Genomic DNA, 22,046 nt, shown 5'->3' on the forward strand with positions numbered 1-22,046 from the left:
TAACGCGCTTAACCTAATGCCTGGGCAAGCAGGGTAATCGGATGTTCGCAGCGTTTGCTTGTCGACATCTCAATTTGCCACTTACAGGTTTCACAGTCGGTCACCACAATATCCGCGCCGCTCTCTTCAATCTGGCGGAACAGCGGAGCGCCGATGGATTGCGAGGTGGGGTAGTTTTCCTTTTTAAAACCGTAGGTTCCGGCAATCCCACAGCACTGGGAGTCCAGCACGGTCAGTTCCAGACCCGGGATCTGGCGCAGCAACTCCAGCGTATAGAGCGTCCAGCCCATCTTCTCCATATGACACGGCGTATGGTAAACCACCTTCAGCGGTAATTTTTTCAGCGGCAGCGTCTGGCCTGCATCGATCTTACGCCACAGCCAGCGGGTCGCGAGTTCGATATGCTCACGCAGCCCGCTGTTATCCACGTCCAGCACTTCCGGGTATTCATCACGCAGGGCAAAGGTGCAGGTTGATGAGGTTGCGATAACCGGAATGCCTTTTACGCCAATCGCTTCTCTGAGCGACGCCACATTGCTCACCGCCTGCTTGCGCGCTTTATCGGTAAAACCGTTGGCGATCAGCGGCACGCCGCAACACTTCTCTTTACTTAACAACTGCACGCCGGTGCCCATTGCGTTCAGGACGTTAATTAAATCCTTACCGAGCTGCGGATGGTTGTAATTGACGAAGCAGCCGTGGAAGAAGGCGACCTGATCTTTGTACTGCGCCTGCTGTGCCGCAACGCTGCGATACCAGCGGCGGAAGGTGCCGAAGGAGTATTTCGGCAGCGTACGGCGATGGTCGATCTTCAACGCATAGTCGAGCAACTGACGAACCGGTTTCAGCGACGTCGCGGTATTGACGACCGGGGCGAACGGCGTAGAGACGCTGCCCATTAAATCGGTGTGGCTTAAGATAAAGTTGCGCAGCGACGGGCGCGAAGTGTCATACCTGGCGCGCGCGCGCTGGATGATATCGCCAATTTTAACGTCTGACGGGCAGGCCACTTCGCAGCGTTTGCAGTTAATGCAGTATTTCAGCGCATCGTCGTACAGCGCGCCGTCTTTCAGGCGCAGGCGCTCGCCGTCCGGCCCTGCCTGTTTGGGGCCTGGGTAGCCAGGATTCACCCGGCTGACCGGGCAGGCGGTGGTGCACACCGTGCATTTGATACAACTCTCGAAACTCGTATCGCTCATTGCTGACCTCCTGCACGTTCTGCAATGTGACGTGCGGCGTGTAAGGCGCTGACCGCGCATACGCCGCCTCCGCATCCCTGGGCTATCGGATCGAATCCGCCGAGCACCGAGCCGATGGCAAACAGATTTTCTACGGTCTGCCCCGCCAGTGAGGGGCGCAGCGCATCATCGGTCGTGACGCCAAACTGCTGCCAGGGTTGCGCATCAAAGAAATCACGCTGATACCATTCGGCGCGGGTGGCCGTTTGCTGAACGTCCAGTCCCATAATGGGTTCGCGAATACCGTCGCGTTCGGCGACCAGGCCGCTGCTGAAGAAGCTGCCGCTGGCGAGTACCGCAAAGCGCGGGCGCAGAGGAATGTCGGCATGGTTGCGGGTCCAGACTTCGCTCACGACGCCGTTACGGCAGGTCACTTTTTTCACCTCGTCGCCCGGCATCCAGATCCCGCCCTGACGAACAAACTGGCGCTGCAAGCGATTATGCAGGCGAATGCCCGGCACGGAAGGCGGCAGCGTCGGCAGCAAATTCAGTGAGCAGGGCAGGCGTTCATTGAGCCAGCGCCAGAGGCTGTCATCCGCCAGGCCGAAACAGGCGGGCATGATGATCATGTCGCAGGTTTTTGCTATCGGTAAGAGCGCGTCGTGGAGCAACGGCCATTTTTCTTCGTTATCGAGCAAACGCGCAATATTCACCGCACGAAACTCCGTCGGGTTATCGCGTAATACGTCCAGTTCAGGCAGGTCGATCTCTGCCGTCTCTACCGTGAGATGGTGCTGACGCAGCGACGCCGCCGCGAGGTGCGCCTGAAAGTCCAGTAAACCGCTGATGCCGACGACGCAAATGCGTTGCGCGGCTAGCGGCCAGACGGGCACTTCCGGCGAGCTTAGCCAGGTGGCGCGCAATGTTCCCAACGGCGTGACGCGCAGATGCGACTGTTGTACATCGCCCTGTAAATGCGCGCCAGACGCTTCCAGCAACGCTTGCGCCTGCTGCGCCAGTTCCAGAACGGTTGACGCGCCAATTGTGGTGTAAGGGTGCGTCGGCGCTTGTTCGCGTAACGCATTCAGACCTTCAGTGATATTTGTGACGGGCTGACCGTCCGGCAGGGTGCTGAGTAGATCCAGCGAGCCGGAGGAGAAGTGCAGCGCGCTTTGGCCGCGAGTGACGATCGCACAGCGCAAACCGTGTTTTTGCAGTTCCAGGCCACACAGTAATCCGGCGAGACCGCCACCCATAATGACCGTATCAAATTTCATCCTGGTGCTCCTTCTCCAGACCGCACAATCCCTGATAAACCCAGCGCGTGAACTCGCTTTCGCGCAGCGCGTCTCCCCAGGCGACAGGCTGTACGCCTTTCCAGCGTTCATTGAGGAACGCAGAAAGCTGAGTGATGGACTGAGCGGCGGTAGTGACATTAAAACGTTGCAGCAGCCCGGCGGCGCGGCAGGCGCACAGTTCTCCCTGACATGTGCCCATGCCTACGCGGGTACGGCGGCGCAGATCCAGCAGGCTGTTGACGGTTAAATTTTCGACGGCGTACTGCACTTCGCCTGCGGTGACCGCTTCGCATTCACAGACCAGGCTGCGGTGCTGGCGACCTTCGCTGAGCCAGGCCGGAGTACGATCGCCGTGACGATAGACGGCGGAACCGCGTAGCGGGGCGGGCAGCGAGATCACGCGTTTAAGCGTGTTTTCCGTGGGTTCCTGCGAGCCGGGAAGGGCGGTTTGCGCCGTGACGCAGGGGCGAGTGTTGCCCAGTTTTCGGCATACCGCGTCGGTTGCCCATTCCGCCATCAGGCGGTAGGTCATCAGCTTACCGCCCGTAATGGTGATAAACCCGTCCAGCCCGTCACGTGCAGCATGGTCAAACAGCACAATGCCGCGGCTGACATTACGACCGCTCGGATCGTCATCGCTGGCGACCAGCGGACGCACGCCCGAGTAGGCGCGCAAAATGCGCGTTTTCGCCATCACCGGTGCCAGTTTTTCCCCTTCACGCAGCAGAATATCAACCTCTTCCGCAGTGACGCGGTTGCTGTCGATCTCGTTGTAATCAATGTGGGTCGACGTAGTACCGATGAGCGAGATGGTATCGCCGGGCACCAGAATATCGGCGTCGGACGGCTTGCGGCAGCGGTTAATCACATGCTGGTTAATGCGATGATCCATAATCAGCAGCGACCCTTTCGCCGGGAACATGCGGATGCTCAGATCGGCGTATTCCGCAATGCGCTGACCCCAGATGCCTGCGGCATTCACCACGACCGGCGCATGCAGCGATTGGCTTTCCCCTGTGAGATGGTTATGCACGTTCACACCGCAAATGGTCGCGCCTTCGCGAATAAGTCCGGTGACTTCATGCGCCGTTAAAATGATTGCGCCATGTTCTCTGGCATCCAGCATATTCGCGGCGGTCAGCCGGAAGGGATCGACAGTGCCGTCAGGCACTTTCACCGCGCCAATCAGCTGCGGATTGACGGCCGGTTCGATCAGCCGCGCCTGTTGCGGATCAATCGCTTCGGCGCGAATACCCGCCTCTTCGCAGGCGCGAATAAAGGTGGCCTGGAAGGATAATTCGTCTTCCGGCAAGGTAATGAACAGACCGTCCGTTGGCTCAATGCAGTGGCGGGCGATCCGTTTCAGAATCTGGTTTTCGCTGATGCATTCGCGGGCAGACTCCGCGTCGGTAACGGCATAGCGGGCGCCGCTATGCAGCAGGCCGTGGTTACGGCCGGTTGCGCCGGTCGCGATATCGTGGCGCTCAACTAAGATAACGCGCAATCCGCGTAGCGCACAGTCTCGGGCGATCCCTGCGCCTGTGGCTCCCCCACCAATGATAATCACGTCACTTGTTTGCGAGTCGCGAGTTTTCATGGTTATCCCTCACAGTTCGTTTTTTATCATTTAGCCACATAAAAAGCATGGTTTGTTTGATTTCGCGCATAATCGCTCATGATTCGAAAATGAAACGTGATTTCGTGCGCTTTTCTGAACATTTGTCATAAATGTGTAACAATCTGTGCTGTAATTCACATTAACGACAGGTATCTTTACTTAACATCGCGCCCACACTGGGAGCAGCGAGGTTGGTTAGTTAAACGAACTGCGGTGTTTACCTCTAATAAGACACGGCCACGGAGGCTACATATGTTAAGTATTTTTAAACCTGCGCAACATAAAACGCGCTTGCCAGCAGCGGAGATTGATCCGACATATCGTCGGCTGCGCTGGCAGATTTTCCTGGGGATTTTCTTTGGTTATGCCGCTTACTATCTGGTGCGTAAGAACTTTGCGCTGGCGATGCCTTACCTGGTAGAGCAGGGATTCTCGCGCGGCGATCTGGGTTTTGCGCTGTCCGGGATCTCCATCGCCTATGGTTTTTCGAAATTTATCATGGGGTCGGTCTCCGACCGCTCGAATCCGCGCGTTTTCCTGCCCGCAGGGTTGATTCTGGCGGCGGCCGTGATGTTGTTTATGGGCTTTGTGCCGTGGGCCACGTCCAGCATTGCCGTGATGTTCGTGCTGCTGTTCCTCTGCGGCTGGTTCCAGGGAATGGGGTGGCCGCCGTGCGGTCGTACAATGGTGCACTGGTGGTCACAGAAAGAACGTGGCGGTATCGTCTCCGTCTGGAACTGCGCGCATAACGTTGGCGGCGGTATTCCTCCGCTGCTGTTCCTGCTGGGGATGGCCTGGTTTAATGACTGGAAAGCCGCGCTCTACATGCCGGCGTTTGGTGCGATCCTGGTGGCGATTTTCGCTTTCGCGCTGATGCGCGATACGCCGCAGTCCTGCGGTCTGCCGCCGATTGAAGAGTACAAAAACGACTACCCGGATGATTACAACGAAAAAGCGGAAGAAGAGCTGACTGCAAAACAGATCTTTATGCAGTACGTGCTGCCGAACAAACTGTTGTGGTACATCGCGATTGCTAACGTGTTCGTTTACCTGCTGCGTTACGGCATCCTCGACTGGTCGCCGACCTACCTGAGAGAAGTGAAACACTTTGCGCTGGATAAATCGTCCTGGGCGTATTTCTTGTACGAATATGCCGGTATCCCGGGTACGCTGCTGTGCGGCTGGATGTCGGATAAAGTGTTCCGTGGCAACCGTGGCGCAACGGGCGTGTTCTTTATGACGCTGGTGACCATTGCCACAGTTGTTTACTGGCTGAACCCTCCAGGAAATCCGACCGTGGATATGGCCTGTATGATCGTTATCGGCTTCCTGATTTATGGCCCGGTCATGCTGATTGGTCTGCACGCGCTGGAACTGGCGCCGAAAAAAGCGGCAGGTACGGCGGCGGGCTTCACCGGCCTGTTTGGTTATCTCGGCGGTTCCGTCGCGGCGAGCGCCATTGTTGGCTATACCGTTGACTTCTTCGGCTGGGACGGCGGCTTCATGGTGATGATCGGCGGCAGCGTTCTGGCGGTTATCCTGCTGATTATCGTGATGATTGGCGAAAAACGCCACCATGAAGAGCTGATGTTGAAACGCAACGGAGCTTAAGTGAATGAAGACGACACTGAAAAATCTTAGCGTGGCATTGATGTTGGCGGGTATGGTCGTGAGCAGCGCGGCAATCGCTGCGGATAAAATCGTGATTGCGCACCGTGGCGCCAGCGGCTATCTGCCGGAGCACACACTGCCAGCGAAAGCGATGGCGTATGCGCAGGGCGCCGATTATCTGGAGCAGGATTTAGTGATGACGAAGGACGACCATCTGGTCGTCCTGCATGACCACTACCTTGACCGGGTTACCGACGTTGCCGAACGTTTTCCGAATCGCGCCCGCAAGGACGGGCGTTACTACGCCATTGATTTCACACTGGATGAAATTAAATCCCTGAAGTTCACCGAAGGTTTTGATATTGAGAACGGCAAGAAAGTACAGACTTACCCTGGCCGTTTCCCGATGGGAAAATCAGATTTCCGCGTGCATACCTTTGAGGAAGAGATTGAGTTTGTTCAGGGGCTGAATCATTCGACCGGAAAAAATATCGGTATTTATCCAGAAATCAAAGCGCCGTGGTTCCATCATCAGGAAGGGAAGGATATTGCGGCTAAGACGCTGGATGTGCTGAAAAAGTATGGTTATACCGGTAAAAAAGATAACGTTTATTTGCAGTGTTTCGATGCCGCGGAGCTGAAGCGCATTAAGAATGAGCTGGAACCGAAGAGGGGGATGGATCTCAATCTGGTGCAGTTGATTGCGTACACCGACTGGAATGAAACTCAGCAAAAACAGCCGGACGGCAGTTGGGTTAACTATAACTACGACTGGATGTTCAAGCCTGGCGCGATGAAAGAAATCGCCAGCTATGCTGACGGGATCGGCCCGGACTACCATATGCTGATTGATGAAAAATCGAAGGTCGGGCATATCACGCTGACCGGCATGGTGAAAGAGGCGCAGCAGAACAATATGGTGGTACACCCTTACACCGTACGCGCCGATCAGCTTCCTGACTACGCCACGGATGTTAATCAGCTTTATGACATCCTGTATAACAAGGCGGGTGTGGATGGATTGTTCACCGATTTCCCGGATAAAGCGGTGGTGTTTTTGAAGGATAAGCACTAAAAAGCCGGGTGGCGGCTTCGCCTTACCCGGCCTGTGAACTGGTCGGGTAAGCGTAAGCGCCACCCGACAAGGCTACATCTCTATCTCAATATCGCCTTTTGCCCTGCAACAGCAGGGCAAAATTTCCCCTTCGCTGATAAAAGCCAGCGGTTCGGTCAGCCAGTCAACCTGGCCTGCGACCAGACGGCAGCGGCAGGAGCCGCAATAGCCCGCACGACACTGATACTCCACTTCAACCTGATGCGCCTCAAGCGCCACCAGCAGAGAAGGGTGTTCTTCCCGACACAGCACTTCGGTGCCGGAAAGACGTAGCGTCACGCGTCCCATCAGAGCTGGAAATTACTCAGATCGTCGGTATCAACTTCCGAGTCAATCTGGCCGACCAGGTAAGAACTGACTTCCACTTCCTGCGGCGCCACCTGGACGTTATCGGAAACCAGCCAGGTGTTGATCCACGGGATCGGGTTGGAGCGCGTCTGGAACGGCAGCTCCAGGCCGACCGCCTGCATACGGATATTGGTGATGTACTCGACGTACTGGCACAGAATATCTTTGTTCAGGCCGATCATGGAACCGTCGCGGAACAGGTAATCCGCCCACTCTTTTTCTTGCTGCGCGGCCTGTACAAACAGGTCATAGCACGCCTGCTTGCTCTCTTCGGCGATTTCCGCCATTTCTGGATCGTCTATGCCGCTACGCAGCAGGTTCAGCATATGCTGCGTGCCGGTCAGGTGCAGCGCTTCGTCGCGGGCAATCAGACGGATGATTTTGGCGTTACCTTCCATCAGCTTACGTTCCGCGAAAGCGAAGGAGCAGGCGAAGCTGACGTAGAAACGAATCGCTTCCAGCGCGTTAACGCTCATCAGGCACAGGTAGAGCTGTTTTTTCAGCGCACGCAGGTTCACGGTGACGGTTTTGCCGTTCACGTTGTGCGTACCTTCCCCCAGCAGATGCCAGTAGCTGGTCATTTCAATCAGCTCATCGTAGTAGTGAGAAATGCCTTCCGCGCGCTTCTGAATTTGTTCGTTGGTGACGATGTCGTCAAATACCACCGCCGGATCGTTAACGATGTTGCGGATGATATGGGTATACGAGCGCGAATGGATCGTCTCAGAAAACGCCCAGGTTTCTACCCAGGTTTCCAGCTCCGGGATGGAGATCAGCGGCAGTAATGCCACGTTTGGGCTACGTCCCTGAATGGAGTCCAGCAGCGTCTGGTACTTCAGGTTGCTGATGAAAATATGTTTTTCGTGTTCCGGCAATGACTGGAAATCGATACGATCGCGTGAAACGTCAACTTCTTCCGGGCGCCAGAAGAAGGAGAGTTGTTTTTCGATCAGTTTTTCGAAGATGTCATATTTTTGCTGGTCGTAGCGTGCCACGTTGACCGGCTGGCCAAAGAACATCGGCTCTTTGAGTTGGTCGTTTTTCGTCTGTGAAAAAGTGGTGTATGCCATTGAAGTGAGTCCTGTTGAGATTGTATCGCCCGGCGGCACTTCAGTTTGCCGGGCCTACAAAACCGTAGGCCGGGTAAGCGTAGCGCTACCCGGCAAAAATAACTTAGATCTTACATGCGCCGCTTTCGCAGCCATCGTCCTGAATAGACGGCACCAGATCGTCCTGCGCATCTTCCGCACCGTCACGGGTGTTGTGATAGTACAGGGTTTTCACGCCAAATTTATAGGCGGTGAGCAGATCTTTCAGCAATTGCTGCATCGGTACTTTACCAGACGGGAAGCGCGTCGGATCGTAGTTGGTGTTAGCGGAAATCGCCTGATCGATGAATTTCTGCATGATACCGACCAGTTGCAGGTAGCCGTCGTTGCTCGGCATTTCCCACAGCAGCTCATAGCGGTCTTTCAGCCCTTCGTAATCCGGCACCACCTGGCGCAGTACGCCATCTTTCGACGCTTTGATGCTGACATGGCCGCGCGGCGGTTCAATACCGTTAGTGGCGTTGGAGATCTGCGAAGAGGTCTCAGACGGCATCAGGGCGGAAAGCGTGGAGTTACGCAGACCGTGCGTTTTGATGGACTCACGAAGCGCTTCCCAGTTGTAGTGCAGCGCTTCGTTGGCGATCGCATCCAGATCTTTTTTGTAGGTGTCGATCGGCAGAATGCCCTGAGCGTAAGTGGTTTCATTAAACCACGGGCATGCGCCTTGCTCTTTCGCCAGCTCGTTAGAGGCCTTCAGCAGATAGTACTGAATGGCTTCAAACGTTTTGTGCGTCAGGTTGTTCGCGCTGCCGTCAGAGTAACGCACGCCGTGTTTCGCCAGATAGTAAGCGTAGTTAATCACGCCGATACCCAGCGTACGGCGGCCCATTGCGCCGCGTTTAGCCGCCGGAATAGGGTAATCCTGGTAATCCAGCAGCGCATCCAGCGCGCGTACCGCCAGCACCGCCAGCTCTTCCAGCTCATCCAGGCTGTTAATTGCGCCCAGGTTGAAGGCGGAAAGCGTACACAGCGCGATTTCACCGTTTTCGTCGTTAACGTCCATCAGCGGTTTGGTCGGCAGGGCGATTTCCAGGCACAGGTTGGACTGGCGTACCGGCGCAACCTGCGCATCAAACGGGCTGTGGGTGTTGCAGTGATCCACGTTCTGAATGTAGATACGGCCAGTTGATGCGCGTTCCTGCATCATCAGCGAGAACAGATCCACGGCTTTCACGCGCTGCTTACGAATGCTGTCGTCTTTTTCGTATTTGGTGTACAGACGCTCGAACTCGTCCTGATCGGCGAAGAAAGCGTCGTACAGACCCGGAACGTCGGACGGGCTGAACAGGGTGATGTCTTCACCTTTCAGCAGGCGGGTGTACATCAGCTTGTTGATCTGTACGCCGTAGTCCATGTGACGCACGCGGTTGCCTTCCACGCCGCGGTTGTTCTTCAGTACCAGCAGGCTTTCCACTTCCAGATGCCACATCGGGTAGAACAGCGTCGCCGCACCGCCGCGTACGCCGCCCTGAGAGCAGGATTTCACCGCCGTCTGGAAGTGTTTGTAGAACGGAATACAGCCGGTGTGGAACGCTTCGCCGCCGCGAATCGGGCTACCCAGCGCGCGAATACGACCGGCGTTGATGCCGATACCGGCACGCTGAGAAACATATTTCACGATCGCGCTGGAGGTGGCGTTAATGGAGTCCAGGCTGTCGCCGCACTCGATCAGCACGCAGGAGCTGAACTGACGAGTCGGGGTGCGCACGCCGGACATGATTGGCGTCGGCAGAGAAATTTTGAATGTAGAAACCGCATCGTAGAAACGTTTCACGTAGTCGAGACGGGTTTCACGCGGATAGTTAGAGAACAGGCAAGCGGCAACCAGAATATAAAGGAACTGCGCGCTTTCATAAATCTCGCCGGTTACACGGTTCTGTACCAGGTATTTACCTTCCAGCTGCTTAACGGCAGCGTAGGAGAAGGTCATATCACGGTCGTGTACGATGAACGAATCCATCTGCTTGAACTCTTCTTCCGTGTAGTCTTCCAGCAGATGATTGTCGTATTTACCCAGCTCAACCATTTTCACTACATGATCGTAAAGCGCTGGCGGTTCGAACTCGCCGTAAGCCTTTTTACGCAGGTGGAAAATCGCCAGGCGCGCGGCCAGGTACTGATAATCCGGCGCATCGCGGGAGATCAGGTCGGCAGCGGCCTTAATGATGGTCTCATGGATATCGGACGTCTTGATACCGTCGTAGAACTGGATATGAGAACGCAGTTCAACCTGGGAGATGGATACGTTATTCAGTCCTTCTGCCGCCCAATCCAGAACTCGATGGATTTTGTCGAGATTGATGCGTTCAGTACGACCATCACGCTTTGTCACCAGCAGACTCTGATTCATGTGGGTTTTACCTGTCCGTGAAAGAAAAAATATCCCCCGTTTATCCACAATGCCACGTTGTGACTAAGTCTGTGGATAAATACTATATATAGGGGGTAACTGATAAATGAAACGCTATATGGTGAGTATTCTAGTAGGGATTCTTTTCAGTACAAGAGTTGATTTTGAGGTTAAATTGAGGTTGCAAAAGGGTGATAATCGCTAAGTGCGCGTCTTATAAGGCCTGGAGGGCATGTCAATAATTCATAAAAAAAAATGAAAATTTGATCGAGTGCTGATTTCTTCATCTAAGGCAGGAAAAGTTCCTATGATCTGGCGCAAAAATTGCCCTGACGATCCTACTCAGGATTGGTAGGCGATACGTAGGCCCGAAAGCTGCGCGCCTTATCCGGCCTGCGATGGTTTGTAGGCCCGGCAAGCGCAGCGCCCCGGGCAAAATTGCCGGATAGCGGCGTAAACGCCTTATCCGGCCTACAGACGCAGTTAGTCAACTTGTGCGGTAGTGTGAACCATATAGTTAACATCAACGCCCGGCCCGAGCTTGAAGGTGTTGGTAATCGGATTGTAGTGCAGCCCGGTCATGTGACGCTCTTTCAACACGGTCTGATCGACCCAGTTCAGCAACTCCGCAGGCTTAATAAATTTTTTCACATCGTGCGTGCCTTTCGGCACCATGCGTAAAATATACTCCGCTCCTACCACCGCCATCAGCCACGACTTGCCGTTGCGATTAAGGGTTGAGAAAAAGACTTCACCGCCCGGTTTAACTAATTGCGCACAGGCCCTGACGACCGATTGCGGGTCCGGTACGTGCTCCAGCATCTCCATACAGGTCACGACGTCGTACTGGTGCGCATGTTTCGCTGCGTGCTCTTCAACCGTCTCCTGCACGTAATCAACCTGAATACCGCTTTCCAGCGCGTGCAGTTTCGCGACCTGCAAAGGCTCAAAGCCCATATCCAGCCCCGTTACCGTCGCACCTTCACGCGCCATGCTCTCAGCCAGAATGCCGCCGCCGCAGCCAACGTCGAGCACCTTTTTGCCGAACAGACCGCCGGAACGCTCGGCAATGTAGCCCAGGCGTAGCGGGTTAATGCGGTGCAGAGGCTTAAATTCACCCTCAAGATCCCACCAGCGTGACGCGACAGCTTCAAATTTGGCGATTTCTTCGTGATCAACGTTATGCGTCACCGGGGGTTTTTCGGCATTCATTGGCGCTTTTACTCCTTATTTGGCAAGTCGCCTGAGTATATCAGCACGACGGGATGAATAAAGCCTCCGTAGAAGACCATTCCATTTACCTGTCTCATTGCGATTGTGTTATAATTTGCGACCTTTGAATCCGGGATACAGTAGAGGGATAGCGGTTAGATGAGCGACCTTGCGAGAGAAATTACACCGGTCAACATTGAGGAAGAGCTGAAGAGCTCTTATCTGGATTATGCGATGTCGGTCATTGTTGGCCGTGCGCTGCCGGATGTCCGAGATGGCCTGAAGCCGGTACACCGTCGCGTACTATACGCCATGAACGTATTGGGCAATGACTGGAATAAAGCCTATAAAAAATCTGCCCGTGTTGTTGGTGACGTAATCGGTAAATACCATCCTCATGGTGATTCCGCGGTGTACGACACTATCGTCCGTATGGCGCAGCCTTTCTCGCTGCGTTACATGCTGGTGGATGGTCAGGGCAACTTTGGTTCTATCGACGGCGACTCTGCCGCGGCAATGCGTTATACGGAAATCCGTCTGGCGAAGATTGCCCATGAACTGATGGCCGATCTCGAAAAAGAGACGGTGGATTTCGTTGACAACTATGACGGCACGGAAAAAATTCCTGACGTCATGCCGACCAAAATTCCTAACCTGCTGGTAAACGGCTCGTCCGGTATCGCGGTAGGTATGGCCACCAACATCCCGCCGCACAACCTGAAGGAAGTGATCAACGGTTGCCTGGCGTATATCGATGATGAAGACATCAGCATTGAAGGGCTGATGGAACACATTCCTGGCCCGGACTTCCCGACCGCCGCGATCATCAACGGTCGTCGCGGTATTGAAGAAGCCTATCGTACCGGTCGCGGGAAAGTGTACATTCGCGCTCGCGCGGAAGTGGAAGCTGGCGCGAAAACCGGCCGCGAAACCATCATCGTTCATGAAATTCCGTACCAGGTGAACAAAGCGCGCCTGATCGAGAAAATCGCTGAACTGGTGAAAGACAAACGCGTTGAAGGCATCAGCGCGCTGCGCGACGAGTCTGATAAAGACGGGATGCGCATCGTGATTGAAGTGAAACGCGATGCCGTCGGGGAAGTGGTGCTTAACAACCTTTATTCCCAGACCCAGTTGCAGGTTTCTTTCGGTATCAACATGGTTGCGCTGCACCACGGCCAGCCGAAGATCATGAACCTGAAAGAGATCATTTCCGCGTTCGTGCGTCACCGCCGCGAAGTGGTGACGCGCCGTACTATTTTCGAACTGCGTAAAGCCCGCGATCGCGCGCATATCCTTGAAGCGTTGGCGATTGCGCTGGCGAACATCGATCCGATCATCGAGATGATCCGCCGTGCGCCAACGCCGGCAGAGGCAAAAGCGGCGTTAATCTCCCGTTCATGGGATCTGGGCAACGTGGCGTCTATGCTGGAACGCGCCGGTGATGATGCTGCCCGTCCTGAGTGGCTGGAGCCGGAATTTGGCGTGCGTGATGGTCAGTATTACCTGACTGAACAACAGGCACAGGCGATTCTGGATCTGCGCTTGCAGAAACTGACCGGCCTTGAGCATGAAAAACTGCTCGACGAGTACAAAGAGCTGCTGGAACAGATTGCAGAACTGCTGCACATTCTGGGCAGCGCCGATCGTCTGATGGAAGTGATTCGCGAAGAGATGGAACTGATCCGCGATCAGTTTGGCGATGAGCGTCGCACTGAAATCACCGCTAACAGCGCCGATATTAATATCGAAGATCTGATCAGCCAGGAAGATGTGGTTGTAACGCTGTCTCACCAGGGTTACGTCAAATATCAGCCGCTGACCGATTACGAAGCGCAACGTCGTGGCGGGAAAGGTAAATCTGCCGCGCGTATAAAAGAAGAAGACTTTATCGACCGTCTGCTGGTGGCTAACACCCACGACACGATTCTCTGCTTCTCCAGCCGTGGCCGTCTGTACTGGATGAAGGTCTATCAGCTGCCGGAAGCGAGCCGTGGCGCGCGTGGCCGTCCGATTGTCAACCTGCTGCCGCTGGAAGCCGACGAACGTATCACCGCCATTCTGCCGGTACGCGAGTACGAAGAGGGCGTTAACGTCTTTATGGCGACCGCCAGCGGTACGGTGAAGAAAACGGCGCTGACCGAGTTCAGCCGTCCGCGTTCCGCCGGTATCATCGCGGTGAACCTGAACGAAGGCGACGAGCTGATCGGCGTGGATCTGACCTCCGGTTCCGACGAAGTCATGCTGTTCTCCGCTGCCGGTAAAGTGGTGCGCTTTAAAGAAGATGCCGTTCGTGCGATGGGTCGTACCGCGACCGGCGTACGTGGCATCAAGCTGGCGGGCGAAGACAGCGTCGTTTCTCTGATTATTCCGCGTGGTGAAGGCGCTATCCTGACCGTGACGCAGAATGGTTACGGTAAACGTACGGCGGAAGGCGAATACCCAACCAAGTCTCGTGGCACGCAGGGCGTTATCTCCATTAAAGTCACCGAGCGCAACGGTTCCGTTGTTGGCGCGGTACAGGTGGATGATGCCGACCAGATCATGATGATCACCGATGCCGGTACGCTGGTTCGTACCCGCGTATCGGAAATCAGCGTCGTTGGCCGTAACACCCAGGGCGTAATCCTCATCCGCACGGCGGAAGATGAAAACGTGGTGGGTCTGCAACGTGTTGCTGAGCCGGTGGATGATGAGGAACTCGACTCCATCGACGGCAGCGTAGCGGAAGGGGACGAGGATATCGCCCCGGAAGCGGAAATCGATGACGACGCAGCGGATGACGCTGACGAGTAATTCGGCGTTGTGAATTGTGTGTGAAAGGAGGCCATTGCGCCTCCTTTTTTTTGCCGGATGGCGGCGTAAACGCCTTATCAGGCCGCCATCCGGCAAAGGTGCAAATCCTTAATTCATCCTTTCCACTATCATCGCAATACCCTGACCGCCGCCGATGCAGAGCGTGGCCAGCCCGAGCGTTTTATCGTGCGCAGAGAGGGCGTGCAGCAGCGTCACCAGAATACGCGCGCCGCTGGCGCCGATGGGGTGTCCCAGGGCGATAGCCCCACCGTTGACGTTCACCTTCTGCGGATCAAAACCGAGCGTCTTACCTACGGCAAGGAACTGTGCGGCAAACGCCTCGTTGGCTTCGATCAGATCGATATCCGAAAGCGTTAAACCGCTCAGTTGCAGCGCCTTCTGCGTGGCGGGAACCGGCCCCATCCCCATCAACGCCGGGGCGACGCCGCCGCTGGCGTAGGCTTTGATACGAGCCAGTGGGGTCAGGCCCGCCGCCAGCGCTGCGGATTCTTCCATCACTACCAGCGCTGCCGCGCCGTCATTGATCCCAGAGGCGTTTCCTGCCGTTACCGTACCCGCCTTGTCGAAGGCCGGGCGTAATGCAGCAAGACCTTCCGCCGTTGAATCGGCTTTCGGAAACTCGTCGCGCTCAAACACCACGGTTTTCTTACGGGATGTGACGCTAACCGGCACAATTTCGGCCTGGAATGCGCCGGAATCAATAGCGGCAACGGCTTTGCGCTGTGAGAGCAGCGCCAGCTCATCCTGCATCTCCCGGCTGATGCCGTATTCCCGGGCGACGTTTTCTGCCGTGATCCCCATATGGTAGCCGTGAGTGGCGCAGATCAGACCGTCGCGCAGGATCACATCGGAGAGCTGTCCGTCGCCAAGGCGATAGCCCCAGCGGGCTTTGGCATCCAGCAGATACGGCGCCTGGCTCATATTTTCCATACCGCCTGCGACAATCGCCTGTGCCTGTCCGGCCTGAATCGCCTGTGCGGCAAGCGCCACGCTTTTGAGGCCGGAGCCGCATACTTTGTTAACGGTAAAGCCGCAGACCGTCTCTGCGAGGCCGCTTTTGAGCAGTGCCTGACGCGCCGGGTTTTGCCCAAGACCAGCCTGTAGCACATTGCCCATAATCACTTCATCCACCCGTTGCGGGTCGAGCTGCGCGCGTTCAAGCGCCGCTTTAATCACGGTGGCGCCAAGGTCGATGGCGCTGGTGGTTGCCAGTGCGCCGTTAAAACTGCCGATTGCGGTACGCGCCGCGCTGACGATGACACAGTTTTTCATCTTCTGTTCCTTAAAAGTGCGTGGTTGCCGTCAGAAAAAGGTCAAACCGATGACAAAAATGATCCCGGAGAAGAGCAGGGCGGTGATGCAGTAGCCCATAATGTCGCGTACCCCGAGTCCGGCGATTGCCAGGGCGGGCAGCGCCCAGAATGGCTGCGCCATATTCATCCACTGCTCACCGTAGGCGATTGCCATGACTGACTTGCCGAGGTCTGCCCCCAGCGCCTGAGCCGCAGGCATGACGAATGGCCCCTGGATAACCCAGTGGCCGCCGCCTGATGGCACGGCAAAGTTAATCAGCGCAGAGCTGAAAAAGGTCATCACCGGGAAGGTGTCTTTGTTGGCGACGTTGATGAAGAATTCAGTGATAAGGCCACCGAGGCCGGAGTGTTCCATCATCAGTTGGATCCCGGCGTAGAAGGGGAACTGCACCAGAATACCGGCGGTACTGCGCGCTGCGGCGCTGATGGCGCGCATGTAGGCCATTGGCGTTTTGTGCAGCAGCAGACCGGCGATCATAAACATCAGATTGACGGTATTGATGGTGATGTTGAATCCCTTCTCGGCGAAGTAGAGCCCCAGATAGGCAATCCCTAATGCGCCAATGATCAGCGCGAGAATGCGGCTCTCTTCCAGTTTTTCCGACGGTGGCGCGTCAGCCGGCAGTTTCTTCTGAAAATCAGCCTCTTCCAGCAGCAACTTCGGATCGATGCTGACCACGTCGGAGGGTTTTGGCGTCATCATCCGGGTAATAAACGGCATTACCACGATGAGGCCGAGTGTGATGAAAATATTGAACCCGGTGAACAGGGTGTCGCTAACCGGGATCAACCCCGCGACGTGCTCTACCGGGTTGCCTGGCGTTGCGGCCAGCAGGGGCATAGAGCCAGAGAAGCCGCCGCCCCAGGTGAGAAAACCGATATAGGCGCAGGCGATAAGCAGCGGATAATCGGAACCCGGCACGCGACGGGCCACTTCACGGGCAAACATTGCGCCGACCACCAGACCAAAGCCCCAGTTGATCACGCAGGCGACCGAGCCAAAGAAGGTCACCAGCATGACGCCCTGGGCGGGCGTCTTAGCGGCTGAAGCGGCGGTACGCAGCAGGCTTTTAACCGGACCGGAACTGGCCAGGGCGTGGCCCGTCACGATAATCAGCGCCATTTGCATACCGAAAGCCAGCAGGTTCCAGAAGCCGTCGCCCCAGAACCTCACCATACTGACCGGCGTTTGCGGCGTCAGCCAGAGAGCGATCCCAAACGTCAGCAGGGTTAACAGCATTGCGAAGATCAGCGGATCAGGAAGCCAGCGGCTGACGACCCGCGTCATAAAGCGTGAAATACGCCCAATCATGCGTCACCTCTCTGAATGACCAGATCGGCCGTAACCTCAAAGTGCGCTTCAGTTTTTGCCCGCAGGGTTTCCAAATCACACCCTTCGGCGATTTCTGTCAGCCACATCTTGCCGTCGATAAAGCGAAATACAGCCAGTTCGGTAACCAGCATATGCACCGCGTGCTGGGCGGTGAGCGGCATGGTGCACTGGCGCAGAATTTTCGCCGAGCCGTCTTTCGCGCAATGTTCCATTGCAATGATCACTTTGCGCGCGCCGGTGACCAGATCCATTGCGCCCCCCATGCCGGGGACCATTTTGCCGGGAACCACCCAGTTGGCGAGGTTTGCCTGCTCATCCACCTGTAGCCCGCCGAGTACGCAGGCGTCAACATGGCCCCCGCGAATCAATGCGAACGACATGGCGCTGTCGAACATTGCCGCGCCGGGCAAAATGCCGCAGGGTTGACCGCCAGCGTTCACCAGATCCGGGTGGGCCGTCGTGACCGGCCCCAGTCCCAGAAAGCCGTTCTCAGATTGCAGGGTGATGTGAATGTCATCCGGCAGGTAGTTTGCGACCATCGTCGGCAAACCAATTCCCAGGTTAACCACGTCGCCATCATGCAGCTCTTGCGCCACGCGGCGCGCAATACGTTGTTTAGCATCCATTATTTGCTCTCCTGTGGAATAACGATGTGGTCGATAACGGCGCCAGGGGTGACAATCTGGTCAGGCAGTAGATCGCCTGTTTCAACCATTTCGTCAGGCTCAACCAGGGTGATGTCTGCGGCGAGAGCAATGAGGGGGTTAAAATTACGGGCACTGAGCTGGTAGGTCAGGTTGCCGAGCGGGTCGGCGCAGTGAGCGCGAATAAGCGCCAGATCTGCACGCAGTGGACGCTCCAGCAGCCAGGTTCTGCCATCGAGCTGAAGCGTTTGCTTTCCCTCTTCAACCACGGTGCCGACGCCAGTCGGGGTCAGAAAACCGCCCAGCCCGGCGCCGCCGCAGCGGATTTGTTCAATCAGGGTGCCTTGCGGAACCAGTTGAACCTCCATCTCTTTGGCAATCATCCGCCGACCCGTTTCCGGGTTGGTGCCGATATGGGAGGCGATGACCTTGCGCACCCGGCCATTTACGATAAGCGGGCCGATGCCGGTATCGACAAATGCGGTATCGTTGGCGATCAGCGTCAGGTCCCTGACACCGGATTCAAGTAAGGCTTCAACAAGGCGGGGCGGGGTGCCTACCCCCATAAAACCGCCGACCATGATGGTCATGCCGTCACGAAAGAAGCCTGAGGCGTTCTGTAAGGTAATCAGTTTTGTTTTCATTATGTTTCCCTTTTGCATACTCCATTTTGGGTACGCAAAGGGAATAGCAAGCGGGATGCCAGGATTAATAAACCGAAAAGAGAAGGGTTAACCTGATGAATATAAAAATTAATTTTTACTGTGAGGGGACGAGAGGGCGTGAGGCGCTATGCAGAATTTTGCGCACTGTGCAAAATTCTGCATAGCAACTTCTGGTATCAGAGGCCTGCCGGATCGATGCCGTACTCCTGCAATTTGTACATCAACGCGCGTCGGCTGATGCCCAGCATTAACGCGGTGCGCGTGCGGTTTCCCTCCTGCTGCTCCAGAACTTCCATAATGATTCGGCGTTCTTCGCGTTTAATCTCTTCTTTCAGGTTCCGTTCACCGGGTTGGGCTGGCTTTATTCCGCTGGCGTGACTCACCGACTGGCGGAACTGGGTAGGGAGGTCTTCGGCAAAAATCACCGCCCCGGTGTTCATCACTACCGCGCGCTCAATCACATTGGATAATTCGCGGATATTACCAGGCCACGGCCAGGCGGTGAGAAGTGACATAGCGGAAGGGTCGATTTCAATAATATCCCGCTGGTTTTCTGAGCTGAATTTCTGCAAAAAGTGGTTGGCCAACAGGGGGATATCTTCCCGCCGCTCACGCAAAGGAGGAAGCGTCAGATGAATCACATTTAGTCGATAAAACAGATCTTCACGGAAGGTGCCTTCTTTCACCATTTCCTGCAAATTCCGGTTGGTGGCGGCGACAATGCGGATATCAACCTGAATAGTTTGATGCCCGCCAATGCGTTCAAACTCCCTCTCCTGGAGGATTCGCAGCAGCTTAGCCTGTAACACCAGCGGCATTTCGCCTATTTCGTCCAGCAGCAGCGTTCCCTGATGAGCGCGCTCAAACAGCCCCTGACGTCGCGTTTGTGCGCCGGTAAACGCCCCTTTTTCGTGGCCGAACAGTTCGCTTTCCAGCAGTGATTCCGGCAGCGCCGCACAGTTAATCTTGATGAAGGGGCCGTTTGCCCGGCGTGAGTTATAGTGAATGGCGCGGGCGATCAACTCTTTTCCAGTGCCGCTTTCGCCGCTAATGAGCACGTTGGCCTGGGAAAGCGCGATTTTCGCGGTATCTTTGCAGATATCCATCATCCCCGGACTGTTGGTCAGGATATGTCCCCATTGCCAGCTGGTGCTCAGCGCCTGATGCAGGCTGCGGATCTCCTGTTTCATGGCCTGAAGCTGCAAGGCCCGCTGAATCAATAAGTTCAGTTCATCGAGGTCGAACGGTTTAATCACATAATCAAATGCGCCGCTGCGCAGTGCTTCTACGGCGGTTTCCACTTCAGCGTAGGCTGTCATCAGAATAATGGGAACCCGTGGATGCTGTGCGCGCATCACTTTCAGCGCTTCAATGCCGTTCATCTCCGGCATGCGGATGTCCATCAGCACCACGTCGGGCGGCGCGTCGGCAAAATGTTGCAGCGCTGTCTGACCGTTACTGGCGCACTGGGTTTCATGCCCTTGCAGCGAAAACGCGGTGGCGAGCATACGGCGAACATTATCTTCGTCATCAACGATGAGAATACGGTAGCGAGTTTTCATTCTGACGAGGTTTCCTGCGGGTTAATCGGTAAAATAAGGGTAAAGGTCGCGCCGCATCCGGGCATACTGGTAACGTATATGTCGCCCTGATGCGCATTGATGATGCGCTGACTTAACGCCAGCCCGAGGCCGGTTCCTGACGCTTTGGTGGTGAAGAACGGATCAAAGATTTTTTTCTGCAAAGCGACGTCAATACCGCAGCCATTATCTTCAATGGCGATCGCCAGATGCGTGGTCGTGTAGCGCCAGGTTCGGATACGAATTTCGCCGCGCGCGCCTATCGCCTGCACCGCGTTGATAAGCATGTTCAGGAGCACCTGTTTGAGCAGTTCGCGATCGGCGACGATCGTGGGCAATGCGGCGTTGAATTCCGTATTGAAGTTGATTCTCGCCTGTACCCCGGAAGTCTGCACCAGGATCAACGCCTCCTCGATCAGCGTATTAATGGATACCTGCTGCCACTGACTTTGTCGCGGTCGGGAGAAGTCCAGCAGTTGCTGGATGACTTTATTAATAGAATCAATTTCTTTCAGTACGACGGACAGATATTCCTGATGGGCAGGCAGATTGATTTGCTGGCGAATAATCTGCACATAACCCCGGATGGCGGTGAGCGGGTTGCGCACTTCATGCGCCACGCCTGCCATCAGTTCACCCAGCGTGGCGAGTCTCTCCGTTTGCGCCAGACGGCGCTGCGCCTCTTTACGGGCGGTTAAATCGGAAAACATCACCAGCGCGCCAATCAACTCACCGTCAGCGTTATGAATACGACTGGTGGTGACGCTGAGTTCAATTGTCCGGTCACGTGCGGGGAAGCTGACTTCCTGAGCCAGATGTTCGGTGCCGTTCTCCAGAGTGTCAAGCACAGGGCTGGAAAAATGAGGATCGGCGAACAGCGTTGAGTAGGGGCGCCCGGCCAGTTCATGCAGCGTATAACCCGTGATGGTCTCTGCGGCAGGATTCATCGTGGTGACATTACCTTGTCTGTCGATTGCGATAACCCCATCGGCGGCGTTCTCAATAATCAGATCGTTCAGCGTCTTAGTTTCCCGCAGTGTCTGCGCCAGAGCGTTGACGCTGCGGCTGATTTGCCCCAGTTCACCGGGGAGATCGGGTAACTGGGCCGGCGTTTTCTGCGCAAGAGTAGGCAAGCCTTCAGTGATGATATCGATATTGGCGCTCAGGCGGCGTGAGAAGAGAATGATCAGTAACAGGCTGCTGATAAGCCCCGCCGCCAGAACGGCAATAATACGAACATCCATTTTCCAGGCCTGTCGGCGAATATCTTCGGTCAACTCATTCGCCCAGATATAACCAATGACCTCGCCATGCCGCGCTATCGGAATCATTGAGTTGAGGATATCGCCGCGCACCTGCCGGCCTGAAAATACCACCGGGGCGTTGGTACTCATGACCTCCCGGCCAGGATGGTCGGGAGCGATAGTGACCCCGACGTTGTTTTGATACAGTGCCGAAGGGGCGTAGGTGATAATGGCGTCCAGCGCCTTATTGTAATAGCCCGCGCCAATTCCCGGGAACGCGCGAGTGATACGCTCAGTGACCGGTGATAACTGCGCATTCAGCGCGCGGATACGCTCATCGCGCGGCAGATTTTCCTGCTGGTTGAAGCTGTCGCCCAGCGCTTCATCAAGCAGATGCACGACAGCCGATAATTTTTTCTCTTTTTCAGATAAGACCGCTGATCGGCCTTCGGTTTCTACGATATAACCAATAGAGAGCGTCGGCACGATGACCATCAGGATAGCCATCAGTATCATTTGATTGCGTAAGCGTCGCGGGTAAAGCCGTCTCAGGTAGCGCATGCTGACATCCGTGTGGTCTTTATCAGGCAAACGCCGATTATCGGGGGTTGA

General features: G+C 55.7%; 16 protein-coding genes. 3 read left to right on the plus strand and 13 right to left on the minus strand.

What is annotated here, in order from left to right; translation table 11 throughout:
• Nucleotides 1-8: 8 nt before the first annotated feature.
• From glpC to glpA, 3 genes are read right to left on the minus strand one after another with little or no spacing between them, the layout of a single operon-like run.
• The gene (gene glpC / locus OGX80_RS17735) at nt 9-1,199 is read right to left on the minus strand and encodes an anaerobic glycerol-3-phosphate dehydrogenase subunit GlpC (protein ID WP_058667751.1); all 1,191 of its coding nucleotides are present in this window, start codon (nt 1,197-1,199) and stop codon (nt 9-11) included.
• Nucleotides 1,196-2,455 carry a glycerol-3-phosphate dehydrogenase subunit GlpB gene (gene glpB / locus OGX80_RS17740; protein ID WP_047462373.1) on the minus strand — a complete coding sequence of 420 codons (1,260 nt, stop codon included), beginning with the start codon at nt 2,453-2,455 and terminating at the stop codon, nt 1,196-1,198. Before glpB ends, glpC begins: the two co-directional genes overlap by 4 nt.
• Nucleotides 2,445-4,073, minus strand: coding sequence for an anaerobic glycerol-3-phosphate dehydrogenase subunit A (glpA, locus tag OGX80_RS17745; protein WP_114848246.1), 1,629 nt, complete (start codon nt 4,071-4,073; stop codon nt 2,445-2,447). Before glpA ends, glpB begins: the two co-directional genes overlap by 11 nt.
• A 273-nt stretch (nt 4,074-4,346) precedes the next feature.
• Here glpA and glpT point away from each other — a divergent pair, with 273 nt between their 5' ends.
• A complete protein-coding gene (glpT, locus tag OGX80_RS17750) occupies nt 4,347-5,705 on the plus strand; it encodes a glycerol-3-phosphate transporter (RefSeq protein ID WP_047462375.1) in 1,359 nt (452 codons plus the stop codon).
• Between the two features lie 4 nt (nt 5,706-5,709).
• Entirely contained in the window at nt 5,710-6,780 is a 1,071-nt protein-coding gene (glpQ, locus tag OGX80_RS17755; protein ID WP_047462378.1) for a glycerophosphodiester phosphodiesterase, read from the plus strand.
• A 72-nt stretch (nt 6,781-6,852) separates the two neighbouring features.
• Here glpQ and yfaE read toward each other — a convergent pair whose 3' ends face one another.
• From yfaE to ubiG, 4 genes are all read right to left on the minus strand, one after another.
• Nucleotides 6,853-7,107, minus strand: a complete 255-nt coding sequence (gene yfaE / locus OGX80_RS17760; protein ID WP_012131520.1) for a class I ribonucleotide reductase maintenance protein YfaE — start codon at nt 7,105-7,107, stop codon at nt 6,853-6,855.
• Nucleotides 7,107-8,237, minus strand: coding sequence for a class Ia ribonucleoside-diphosphate reductase subunit beta (nrdB, locus tag OGX80_RS17765; protein ID WP_012131521.1), 1,131 nt, complete (start codon nt 8,235-8,237; stop codon nt 7,107-7,109). The genes yfaE and nrdB overlap by 1 nt, the downstream gene beginning before the upstream one ends.
• A gap of 103 nt (nt 8,238-8,340) precedes the next feature.
• A complete protein-coding gene (nrdA, locus tag OGX80_RS17770; protein WP_012131522.1) occupies nt 8,341-10,626 on the minus strand; it encodes a class 1a ribonucleoside-diphosphate reductase subunit alpha in 2,286 nt (761 codons plus the stop codon).
• A 483-nt stretch (nt 10,627-11,109) separates the two neighbouring features.
• Nucleotides 11,110-11,838: a bifunctional 2-polyprenyl-6-hydroxyphenol methylase/3-demethylubiquinol 3-O-methyltransferase UbiG gene (ubiG, locus tag OGX80_RS17775; RefSeq protein ID WP_012131523.1), complete on the minus strand. Its 729-nt coding sequence runs from the start codon at nt 11,836-11,838 to the stop codon at nt 11,110-11,112.
• 159 nt (nt 11,839-11,997) lie between these two features.
• Here ubiG and gyrA point away from each other — a divergent pair, with 159 nt between their 5' ends.
• Complete coding sequence (gyrA, locus tag OGX80_RS17780) at nt 11,998-14,634, plus strand: DNA topoisomerase (ATP-hydrolyzing) subunit A (RefSeq protein ID WP_233644092.1); 2,637 nt, start codon at nt 11,998-12,000, stop codon at nt 14,632-14,634.
• Nucleotides 14,635-14,742: 108 nt separating this feature from the next.
• Here gyrA and OGX80_RS17785 read toward each other — a convergent pair whose 3' ends face one another.
• The 6 genes from OGX80_RS17785 to atoS form a co-directional block, all read right to left on the minus strand.
• Nucleotides 14,743-15,927: an acetyl-CoA C-acetyltransferase gene (locus OGX80_RS17785; protein ID WP_012131525.1), complete on the minus strand. Its 1,185-nt coding sequence runs from the start codon at nt 15,925-15,927 to the stop codon at nt 14,743-14,745.
• Between the two features lie 30 nt (nt 15,928-15,957).
• Nucleotides 15,958-17,280 carry a TIGR00366 family protein gene (locus OGX80_RS17790; RefSeq protein ID WP_012131527.1) on the minus strand — a complete coding sequence of 441 codons (1,323 nt, stop codon included), beginning with the start codon at nt 17,278-17,280 and terminating at the stop codon, nt 15,958-15,960.
• Nucleotides 17,277-17,927, minus strand: coding sequence for a 3-oxoacid CoA-transferase subunit B (locus tag OGX80_RS17795; protein WP_115181375.1), 651 nt, complete (start codon nt 17,925-17,927; stop codon nt 17,277-17,279). Before OGX80_RS17795 ends, OGX80_RS17790 begins: the two co-directional genes overlap by 4 nt.
• Complete coding sequence (atoD, locus tag OGX80_RS17800; RefSeq protein ID WP_024130160.1) at nt 17,927-18,589, minus strand: acetate CoA-transferase subunit alpha; 663 nt, start codon at nt 18,587-18,589, stop codon at nt 17,927-17,929. Before atoD ends, OGX80_RS17795 begins: the two co-directional genes overlap by 1 nt.
• Before the next feature lie 197 nt (nt 18,590-18,786).
• The gene (atoC, locus tag OGX80_RS17805) at nt 18,787-20,172 is read right to left on the minus strand and encodes an acetoacetate metabolism transcriptional regulator AtoC (RefSeq protein ID WP_012131530.1); all 1,386 of its coding nucleotides are present in this window, start codon (nt 20,170-20,172) and stop codon (nt 18,787-18,789) included.
• The gene (atoS, locus tag OGX80_RS17810) at nt 20,169-21,995 is read right to left on the minus strand and encodes a two-component system sensor histidine kinase AtoS (RefSeq protein WP_233644093.1); all 1,827 of its coding nucleotides are present in this window, start codon (nt 21,993-21,995) and stop codon (nt 20,169-20,171) included. Before atoS ends, atoC begins: the two co-directional genes overlap by 4 nt.
• Nucleotides 21,996-22,046: the final 51 nt, after the last annotated feature.

Source organism: Citrobacter sp. CK194 (genome assembly GCF_030333395.1).
In the GTDB taxonomy this organism is placed as follows: Bacteria; Pseudomonadota; Gammaproteobacteria; order Enterobacterales; family Enterobacteriaceae; genus Citrobacter_B; species Citrobacter_B koseri.